8 protein-coding genes are annotated in these 9,319 nt (G+C 73.4%); 4 read left to right on the forward strand and 4 right to left on the reverse strand.

Features of this window, described 5'->3' with window-relative positions:
- Positions 1-159: 159 nt before the first annotated feature.
- Positions 160-1,080, reverse strand: coding sequence for a L,D-transpeptidase family protein (locus ACFW01_RS36925; RefSeq protein ID WP_234955203.1), 921 nt, complete (start codon positions 1,078-1,080; stop codon positions 160-162).
- Positions 1,081-1,243: 163 nt separating this feature from the next.
- Here ACFW01_RS36925 and ACFW01_RS36930 point away from each other — a divergent pair, with 163 nt between their 5' ends.
- On the forward strand, positions 1,244-2,842 hold the full coding sequence (locus ACFW01_RS36930; RefSeq protein WP_384511013.1) for a methylmalonyl-CoA mutase: 1,599 nt from the start codon (positions 1,244-1,246) through the stop codon (positions 2,840-2,842).
- A 71-nt stretch (positions 2,843-2,913) separates the two neighbouring features.
- Positions 2,914-3,567, forward strand: coding sequence for a leucine efflux protein LeuE (gene leuE, locus ACFW01_RS36935; protein WP_234955199.1), 654 nt, complete (start codon positions 2,914-2,916; stop codon positions 3,565-3,567).
- Positions 3,568-3,580: 13 nt separating this feature from the next.
- On the opposite strand, the gene ACFW01_RS36940 is transcribed toward leuE, so the two are convergent.
- Complete coding sequence (locus ACFW01_RS36940) at positions 3,581-5,005, reverse strand: FAD-dependent oxidoreductase (protein WP_384511017.1); 1,425 nt, start codon at positions 5,003-5,005, stop codon at positions 3,581-3,583.
- Positions 5,006-5,077: 72 nt separating this feature from the next.
- Between ACFW01_RS36940 and ACFW01_RS36945 the strand changes: the two genes are divergently transcribed.
- Positions 5,078-5,728, forward strand: a complete 651-nt coding sequence (locus ACFW01_RS36945) for a TetR/AcrR family transcriptional regulator (protein ID WP_384511020.1) — start codon at positions 5,078-5,080, stop codon at positions 5,726-5,728.
- On the opposite strand, the gene ACFW01_RS36950 is transcribed toward ACFW01_RS36945, so the two are convergent.
- The gene (locus tag ACFW01_RS36950) at positions 5,713-6,711 is read right to left on the reverse strand and encodes a class I SAM-dependent methyltransferase (protein ID WP_384511023.1); all 999 of its coding nucleotides are present in this window, start codon (positions 6,709-6,711) and stop codon (positions 5,713-5,715) included. The two genes, ACFW01_RS36945 and ACFW01_RS36950, sit on opposite strands and share 16 nt — an antisense overlap.
- Before the next feature lie 126 nt (positions 6,712-6,837).
- Positions 6,838-7,722: a class I SAM-dependent methyltransferase gene (locus ACFW01_RS36955; RefSeq protein WP_384511026.1), complete on the reverse strand. Its 885-nt coding sequence runs from the start codon at positions 7,720-7,722 to the stop codon at positions 6,838-6,840.
- Between the two features lie 320 nt (positions 7,723-8,042).
- Here ACFW01_RS36955 and ACFW01_RS36960 point away from each other — a divergent pair, with 320 nt between their 5' ends.
- Complete coding sequence (locus ACFW01_RS36960) at positions 8,043-9,113, forward strand: acyltransferase (RefSeq protein ID WP_384511029.1); 1,071 nt, start codon at positions 8,043-8,045, stop codon at positions 9,111-9,113.
- The last annotated feature ends 206 nt before the right edge of the window (positions 9,114-9,319 follow it).

Here is a 9,319-nt window from a genome sequence, read left to right on the forward strand (position 1 = left end):
ATTTTCGGCCCCCGGGGCGATTTATTTTGTTCCCCTATGGTTCAGCGGTTCCCCCCCCGCGCGGGGGTCCCCCCCTCCCCACCGGCGCGCCCACCGGGGGCGGGCGGGACACGTTCCCCCGGTCCCGCCCGCGCCCCATTCACCCCGCGCCTCACCGCCTCACCGGTACACGACGACCTTGTCGCCGTTCCTCACCTGCGCGAACAGATCCTTGACCGCCGCTTCGTCCCGTACGTTGACGCAGCCGTGCGAGGCCCCCGCGTAGCCGCGGGCCGCGAAGTCGTACGAGTAGTGCACGGCCTGGCCCCCGCTGAAGAACAGCGCGTAGGGCATGGCCGTGTCGTAGAGCGTCGACCAGTGCTCGCGGGACTTCCAGTACACCTTGAAGACGCCCTCGCGGGTCGGTGTGCGCTGCGAGCCGAAGCGCACCGCCATCGTCGAGACGGTCCGGCCGTCGACCATCCAGCGCAACGTCCGGCTCGACTTGCTGACGCACAGCACCCGGCCGGTCGTGCAGCGGGGGTCCGGCGCGGCGGCCGGCTGCCCGCCCATCAGGTACAGGTCCCACTTGCCGGGCTCGCGCGTCATGGCCAGCAGCCGCTGCCAGGTCACGGTGTCCGTCCTGCCCGTCCTCGGCAGCCCCCGCTTGCCCTGGAAGCCGCTCACCGCGCGCTCGGTCGGGTCGTCGTACGTGCCGGTGGGCCCGTCGACCAGCCACTCGACCTGACGCAGCCGGGCCTGGAGTTCGCGCACGTCCCGGCCGGAGTCGCCGTGCGTCCACAGCACCCGGGCCGGGAGTGGGTCGGGGTCGGAACGCGGCCGGTCCGTACGCGGCTGCTCCGAACGAGGCTCGTCCGAACGAGGCTCGTCCGTACGGGGTTCACCCGACGGCGGCCCGCTCGACGGCCGGTCCTCGGCCGGCGTGTGCTTGGGCGGGCCGCCGGTGACGTCAATGCGCACCGGTGAGTGCCGCTTGCCGTCCGGGCCCGTGCCCTGCACGGTGCAACCGGCCGCCACCAGCGCGGCCCCCAGGGCGAGGGCGACCGCCCTCCCCGCGTTCCCCATGCTCGCCTCACGCATCACGGCCCCCCGTCGTCCCACGGCTCCGCACGGATGTCCCCTGAGATGTTCCCCGCGGATGACGCCGCCTGAACGGAGCGGCATTGTGGTGACCGGGACCGCCCGGAGTGGGAGTCGGTGGCCCGATCGGTTCGAACAGGAGCTCAGCGGGAGGCGACACACCATGGCGCGTGAGTCGGGCAGTGCGCGGTCCACCGAGAGCGGACTGCCCATCGAACCGGTCTACGGGCCCGACGCCCTTGCGGGCTGGGACCCGGCCGAGCGGCTGGGCGAGCCGGGGAAGTACCCCTTCACCCGGGGTGTGTACCCGTCGATGTACACCGGCCGGCCGTGGACGATGCGCCAGTACGCGGGCTTCGGTACGGCCATGGAGTCCAACGCCCGCTACCAGCGGCTGATCGCCAACGGCACCATGGGTCTGTCGGTCGCCTTCGACCTGCCCACCCAGATGGGCCACGACTCCGACGCGCCGATCGCGAGCGGTGAGGTCGGCAAGGTCGGTGTGGCGATCGACTCGGTCGACGACATGCGGGTCCTGTTCGGCGGCATCCCGCTGGACAAGGTCTCGACGTCGATGACGATCAACGCCCCGGCAGCCCTGCTGCTCCTGCTCTACCAACTGGTCGCCGAGGAGCAGGGGGTGCGCGCGGACCAGCTGACCGGCACGATCCAGAACGACGTGCTGAAGGAGTACATCGCGCGGGGCACGTACATCTTCCCGCCCAAGCCCTCGCTGCGGCTGATCGCGGACATCTTCAAGTACTGCCGGGCCGAGATCCCGAAGTGGAACACGATCTCGATCTCCGGCTACCACATGGCCGAGGCGGGTGCCTCTCCCGCGCAGGAGATCGCGTTCACGCTGGCGGACGGTATCGAGTACGTGCGCACGGCGGTCGCGGCCGGGATGGACGTGGACGACTTCGCGCCCCGCCTGTCGTTCTTCTTCGTGGCGCGTACGACGATCCTGGAGGAGGTCGCCAAGTTCCGCGCGGCCCGCCGGATCTGGGCGCGGGTGATGCGGGAGGAGTTCGGCGCGCGGAACCCCAAGTCGCTGATGCTCCGCTTCCACACCCAGACCGCCGGCGTGCAGCTGACCGCCCAGCAGCCCGAGGTCAACCTGGTCCGCGTCGCGGTGCAGGGCCTCGCCGCGGTCCTCGGCGGCACCCAGTCGCTGCACACCAACTCCTTCGACGAGGCCATCGCGCTGCCCACCGACACGTCGGCCCGCCTGGCCCTGCGCACCCAGCAGGTCCTCGCCCACGAGACCGACGTGACCGCCACCGTGGACCCCTTCGCCGGTTCCTACGCCGTGGAGAAGATGACCGACGACGTGGAGGCCGCGGCACGGGAGCTGATGCGGAAGGTCGAGGATCTCGGTGGCGCGGTCAACGCCATCGAGCACGGCTTCCAGAAGAGCGAGATCGAGCGCAGCGCGTACCGGATCGCCCAGGAGACCGACTCCGGCGAGCGCGTGGTCGTCGGAGTCAACCGCTTCCAGCTCGACGAGGAGGAGCCGTACGAGCCCCTCCGGGTCGACCCGGCCATCGAGGCCCAGCAGGCCGAACGCCTCGCCCGGCTGCGTGCCGAACGCGACCGGGAGGCGGTCGGCGCGGCGCTGGCGGCACTGAAGAAGGCCGCCGAGGGCGAGGACAACGTCCTCTACCCGATGAAGGACGCGCTCAGGGCCCGTGCCACCGTGGGCGAGGTGTGCAACGCCCTGCGGGAGGTCTGGGGGACGTACGTGCCCTCGGACGTCTTCTGACGCCGTAGGGGCCGTTCTCGAACAGTGGAACACATGGGCGGAGTTTCGTGACGTCGTGCGACACTCCGCCCATGTTCGGCGTCATCGATCTCCCCACCTACCTCGCAGGTCTCGCTCTGATCATCCTGCTCCCCGGTCCCAACTCGCTCTACGTCCTCTCCGTCGCCGCCCGTCGCGGCGTGCGCGCCGGGTACACGGCCGCCGCCGGTGTCTGGTGCGGGGACACGGTGCTGATGGCGCTGTCGGCCGCCGGGGTCGCCTCGCTGCTCCAGGCCAACGCGGTGCTGTTCGGCATCGTGAAGTACGCCGGTGCCGGGTACCTCACCTGGATGGCGTTCGGCATGCTGCGCGCCGCGTGGGGGATGTGGCGCACGCGCCGGGAAGAGGCCGCGCGGGACACCGGTGTCCCCGCCGCCGGCGGCGACGAGCGGCCCTTCCGCCGGGCCCTGGTGGTCAGCCTGGTCAACCCCAAGGCGATCCTGTTCTTCGTCGCCTTCTTCGTGCAGTTCGTCGACCCGGGCTACGCCTATCCCGCCCTGTCCTTCGTCGTCCTGGGCGTCTTCGCGCAGGTGGCCAGCTTCCTGTACCTCAGCGCGCTGATCTTCAGCGGCACCCGGCTGGCCGCCGCCTTCCGGCGCCGCAGGCGGCTCTCGGCGGGGGCGACCTCGGCGGCGGGCGCGCTGTTCCTGGGCTTCGCCGTGAAGCTCTCGGTCGCGAGCGCGTAGCTGCCGCGCTCCCTCAGGCCCGGCCGAAGCGCGCGAGGTGGGCGTCGAGGCCGGCCGGGGAGTCGCCCGCCCAGCCGACGTACCCGTCCGGGCGTACGAGGAAGAGGCCCGTGCCGTACGCCGGGTGCGGCTCCCCGCGCACCACCCGCACCGCCCCGTCCGCACCGCCGGGCGCCGCGGGGGCCTCCGCGCCCAGCGCCAGCAGGGTCCAGTGCGGTCCCCGGAACGCGTCGAAGAGCCGCACGCCGTCCACCTTCCCGTCGGGAGCGCGGTCGCCCGCCCGCAGCGCGTCCTCCGGGACCGCCGCCCGCGCCTCCACGGTCAGGGCCGAGTCCCGGTAGCCCAGCCCCAGCTGGCGGGTCGCGTGCCCGCGCCGCACCTCACCGCGGTGGACGCCGGTGGACAGGCCGAGCATCCGGTCGGCGACCGGGCGCCGTTCCGCCTCGTAACTGTCCAGCAGCGCCCCCGGGGCTCCGTCGCGCAGGACGGCGCCCAGCTTCCAGCCGAGGTTGTAGGCGTCCTGGACGCTGGTGTTCAGGCCCTGGCCGCCCGCCGGTGAGTGCACGTGCGCCGCGTCCCCGGCGAGGAAGACCCTTCCCGCCCGGAAGCGGTCGGCCAGGGCGGCGCGGGGCCGGAAGTCGGAGGCCCAGCGCACCTCGGTGACGGCCTCGGGGGCGAGGTGCGAGCGGGCGGCGACGACCGTGCGGATCCCGTCCAGGGTGAGGTCGACCGCCGTGCCCTCCGGGAACCGGGCGACCACCTGGAAGTCCTCGGTGCCGGCCAGCGGGCAGACGGCGAGGAAGCCGACGCCCTCGTCGCCGTCGCGGGGCGGGAAGATGTGCCAGTTGTCGCGGTCCAGGCTGGTGATCCGGACGTCCGCGACCAGCGTCGGGTGCGGGTCGACGGCCTCCCCGGTCATGCCGATGCCCACCGCGCGGCGCACGGCCGACCGGCCGCCGTCCGCCGCGACCAGGTAGCGGGCCCGTACGGCGCGGCCCGAGGCGAGGCGCGCGGTGACGCCGTCCGCGTCCTGTGCGACCCCGGTGACCTCCCGGCCGAAAGCGACCTCGCCGCCCAGCTCCGCCAGCCGCCGGGCCAGGATCTCCTGCGTGCGCCACTGCGGGACCATCCACGGCGCGTCGTACGGCGCGTCCTCGCTCGCCTCGGCCGGGTCGAACATCCGGTGCTCGCCGACCCGCTCGCCGTCCCGCCAGATCATGCCGACCGGATAGGTGCCGCCCGCCGCGTGGATGGCGTCGAGGACTCCGAGGTCGTCGAAGACCTCCATCGTGCGCGGCTGGATTCCCTTGCCCCGCGAGCCGGGGAACAGCGCCCCGGCGCGCTCCACGACCAGCGCGTCCACCCCGCGCCTGGCCAGGTCGATGCCGAGGGCGAGACCGGTGGGACCCGCGCCGACGACCAGAACGTCCGTGTCCACGGCCACTCTCCTTAACGTTGTTAAGTGCTCTGTGGTTCCGAGAATGGACTTAACGCCGTTAAGCTGTCAAGCGTGAGTACCGAACGACGCACCCCCCTGGACCGCCGACGGGTCGCGGACACGGCGCTGAGACTGCTGAACGAGGTGGGTCTGGAGGGCCTGACCCTGCGCGCCATCGCCAGGGAGCTGGACGTCAAGGCGCCCGCCCTGTACTGGCACTTCAAGGACAAGCAGGCCCTGCTCGACGAGATGGCCACCGAGATGTACCGGCGGATGGTGGCGGGGACCCCGCTCGACCCGGGCGACACCTGGCGGGAGCGACTGCTCAAGACCAACCGCGGCCTGCGCGCGAGCCTGCTCGGCTACCGGGACGGCGCCAGGGTGTTCAGCGGCTCACGCTTCACCGGTGCGGAGCACGCCGAGCAGATGGAGGACAGCCTGCGCCTGTTCACGGCCGCCGGGCTCACCCTCGCCCAGGCGGTGCGGGCCAGTACGACGGCGTACCTGTTCACGCTCGGTTTCGTCACCGAGGAACAGGGCGTCCAGCCGCTGCCCGACGAGCGCCGGGAGGGCTTCGACGTGGACGAACGCGCCCGCCTGCTGGCCGCCTACCCCCTGACGGCCGCGGCGGGCGCGGAGATCTTCACGGACTACGAGCGGCACTTCGAGGAAGCGCTCGCCCTGGTGATCACGGGCATCGGCACGGCCTACGGCCTGGACTGACCCCTCCCGCCCGCCTTCGCCCGCTGTGCGGCCAGGTACCTGCGCACGGCGCGGGTGACGATCGGCGGGAGCAGGTCCAGGGCCAGTCGGCGGGCCCGGGCGCGCGGGCTCGGCGGCCGGGTGGTCCGGGCCGTGCGGTCCGCCGGGCGCGGCTGGGTGGTCTGGCCCGGCACGGGCGCGGTGTCCGCCGGCGGCGCTGCCTCCGGCTCGGCCGGCGCCGGGTACCGGGAGACCGGCAGCGGGGGCGGGCTCAGCCGCTTGCTCTTGGCGCGGGTCCGCACCAGCCGCTGTCCCGCGGCCCGCTCCACCGTCACGGCGATGTCGTCGCGCCCGCGCAGCGCGGCCAGCAGGGCCTCCTGCACCGGCTCCGGGTCGCCCCAGGTGCCGTACAGCTTCTGGCTGCTCAGGCAGACCGGGCGCAGCCCGCGGTTGAGCACCGCCTCCCAGGCGGCGACGGCGACGCCCGGGGTGTGCTCGCTGCGGAAGTCGTCGAGGACGACGATCCCGTCGGGCCCCAGCAGATCGCGGGCCGCGCCGATGTCGCCCTCGACGTGTTCGTACAGGTGCGAGGCGTCGATGTGGACGAAGCGGCAGCTGCCCGGCGCGACCTCGTCGACGATCGCGGAGCTGGGCGCCTGGACGATGGTGGGCAGGGTCGTGTGGAACGAGAGGTAGTTCCGTTCGAAGGCTTGCCGGGTCAGGGAGGAGTACGACTTCGCCGCCTCCGCCCGGTTGGCCGCGTCCGGCGGCTCGGCCCCGAACAGGTCGCAGACGGTGAGCGTCTCGCCGTCCCGCAGCCGGTGCCCGAGGAGGATCGCGCTCTTGCCCAGGTAGGCACCGAGTTCCAGCAGGTCGCCGCGGGTGCCCATGGTCTCCTGGCGCTCCAGGAACCAGGAGAACAGCACCTGGTCGAGCGGCCAGAACCAGCCGGGGACGTCGTTCAGCTCACCGGGGTACTTGTGCGTCTCTTGCGCAGTGGCCATGAGGGGAGGATGCCTCCTCCGGGCCGGAAATGGGGTCGGCGCGCGCGATCCGATGGAAGGAAAATCGCACGAATTGCGCAACGCGTCCGGGCAGGCACCGTCCGCGACCCAGGCGTCGGTGGCCGCTCAGGACGCCCGCAGGAAGGCGGAGTGGGCCGCCTTGCCCAGGTAGGTGAAGCGTGTGCCGTCCCGCAGGTGGTCGTCCAGGGCCTCCTTGATGCCCGGCCAGCTCGGGTCGCCGTAGTCGTCCAGGACGACGATCCCACCGGGCGCGGCGATCTCCTCGGCCCACTGGAGGTCCTGGCGGACCCCCTTCGCCGAGTGGTCGCCGTCGACGACGATCACGCCGTAGGCGCGGTCCGAGACGGCCGCCCGGGTCTCGGGGTCCTCGGAGTAGCCGCGCCGGATCCGGGCCTCCGCGCCCGCCCGTCCGGCGAGGGCCAGGTTGGTGCGCACGGCGTGCTCGTCGACCGGGGTGCCCGTCGGGTCGGGCCGCACGGTGGTGCCGGGCTGGAGCTGCACACCGGCGAAGGGGTCCACGATGGTCAGACTCGGGCCGCGGCCGTCGCGCTCCAGCATCCGGACCAGCCCGGTGGAGAACATGCCGTACAGCGTCCCTATCTCCAGGATCTCGTCGTTCGGCGGGTCGAGCAGCGGGACGGTGGCGAGCTTGCCGCAGATGTTCATGGTGCCGCCCGCGATCCGGCCCACGCCCAGTGACTCCAGCGCGATCAGGAGACGGTAGGCCGTCGTGACGTTGCGGGTGGCCGCGGCACGGTCGCCGGACAGCGCCGCGACCTCGGCGCGCAGCCGCTCCAGCGGACCCTCGGCCAGCACCCGGGACAGGCCCCGGCCGTCCGCGCCGAGCAGCACGTCGCAGGTCAGCCGGTGGGGAGTGGCCTCCCGGACCGCCGAGCGCACCCGGCGGTCGATGCGCTGGTCGATCAGATCCGCCACGGGACGCAGCAGACGCCGGGAGACCGGACTGCGGAGCAGGGAACGGCTGTTCATGGGCGAACGACCTCAATCCGTCACTCAGGTGCAGGTGGGTACGTGGAACGCCAGTGGGGTGGGTGCGGCCAGACTAGGGAGATCCCCGGCCGGACGCGCTCCCTCCGGACGGGCCGCCGGGAGAACTTCTGCGGAACTCCGGGCGGCCGCCGGATGACGTCTCCCGCCGTTCACCCGAAGGTCACGCACAGGTGGCCGATGTTCATCCGGCACGGCTTCCCGCCGCTCACGGCGCCCTCATAGCCTGCACCGATGTCCCCGCGCGTCCTACCCGGGAGTGACCACCCATCGCCGCCGAGCCCCTGACCGCCGCCGACTCCGTGCGGCCCGCCGCCCCCGCCGCGGCGCCCTCGCCCCCGCACGTCCGGGGGGAGCACCGGTACGACATCGACCTCGTCCGCGTCCTGGCCTCGGTGGGGGTCATCGTCTGCCACGCCGCGGGCGAACTCATGAAGGCCGTGGACCGCACCCCCGCGGGCGGCGGGCCCGTCTACTGGACCGCCCTCACCGGGGACGCGCTGAGCCGCTGCGCCGTCCCGCTCTTCTTCGCCATCGCCGGGTGGGTCGTGCTCAGCGGCGCACCGCCCCGTGACGACGGCCAGGTCCGCAAGCGGCTGACCCGCATCGTCGTCCCGATGGCCGTGTGGACCGTCGCCTACCTCCTCTGGGACTGGGCGCGGGACGCCCACACCGACCCCGTGCGCGACCTCGCCCTGGACGCGGTGTTCGGCTCCGTCCGGCCCGCCTTCCACCTCTGGTACCTGTACGCCTACGTCCCCGTGATCCTGCTGCTCTCGGTGGCCGTCCTGGTCCGGGGCGGCAGACGGCCCTGGGGCGCGGGTGCCGCGCTGCTCGGCATCGCCCTCGCGCCGACCGTGCTCGGCGACCTCGGGCGCCTCCTCGACGTCCGGGTCCCGCCCTTCGCCTGGCAGTTCGGCGTCTACCAGATCGTGTACGCCGTCGCCGGGGCCGTCCTGCTCTCGTTGCCGGGTTCCGCCGTCGGCGGCCGGGGACGACGGCTGCTGTGGCTGGCCGGCGGGCTGTGCGCGTGGGCCGCGGTGGCCGTCTACGAGCACCGGGTGCACTTCCCCGGCCCGTACGGCTCGCTCGTGGTGGCGCTGCTGGCGGGGACCCTGCTGATGGCCCTCGACCGGATCAGGGTGCCGGAGCGCTTCCGCCCGCTCCTCGCCCGGCTCGCCGGTGCCTCCTTCGGGGCCTACCTGGTCCACCTGCTGTTCCTGGAGGCACTCGCCCCGCGCGTGGTCTCGGCGGACGCGGGCTGGGCGGCCGCCGTGGGCACTCTCGCCGGGCTGACGGTCGCGACGGTCGCGCTGTCCTTCGCCGCCGCCCTGCTGTGGACACGGCTGCGGCTGGGCCGCTGGCTGGGCTGAGCGGCGGGACCGCGACGACGGCCGGGCCGCGGGCGGACCCCCCCCCCCGCCCCGCCCCGCTCACAAATTACCGGCGCCGCGCCGCACCCCCCAGCGCCCCACCCCCCCCGCCCCCCCCCGCGCCCCCCCCGCCCCGAAGTGCCACCAACCCGACGCCCGCACCCCCCCCCACACCACCCGCACCGCCACCCAAAACCCCCCCCCGA

This window comes from Streptomyces sp. NPDC058985, assembly GCF_042740985.1.
GTDB lineage: Bacteria > Actinomycetota > Actinomycetes > Streptomycetales > Streptomycetaceae > Streptomyces.

What these genes read in the sequence shown, in the direction of transcription:
- ACFW01_RS36925 (WP_234955203.1), bottom strand. Translation starts at nt 1,080, where the DNA reads ATGCGTGAGGCGAGCATGGGGAACGCGGGGAGGGCGGTCGCCCTCGCC.
- ACFW01_RS36930 (WP_384511013.1), top strand. Translation starts at nt 1,244, where the DNA reads ATGGCGCGTGAGTCGGGCAGTGCGCGGTCCACCGAGAGCGGACTGCCC.
- leuE (WP_234955199.1), top strand. Translation starts at nt 2,914, where the DNA reads ATGTTCGGCGTCATCGATCTCCCCACCTACCTCGCAGGTCTCGCTCTG.
- ACFW01_RS36950 (WP_384511023.1), bottom strand. Translation starts at nt 6,711, where the DNA reads ATGGCCACTGCGCAAGAGACGCACAAGTACCCCGGTGAGCTGAACGAC.
- ACFW01_RS36955 (WP_384511026.1), bottom strand. Translation starts at nt 7,722, where the DNA reads ATGAACAGCCGTTCCCTGCTCCGCAGTCCGGTCTCCCGGCGTCTGCTG.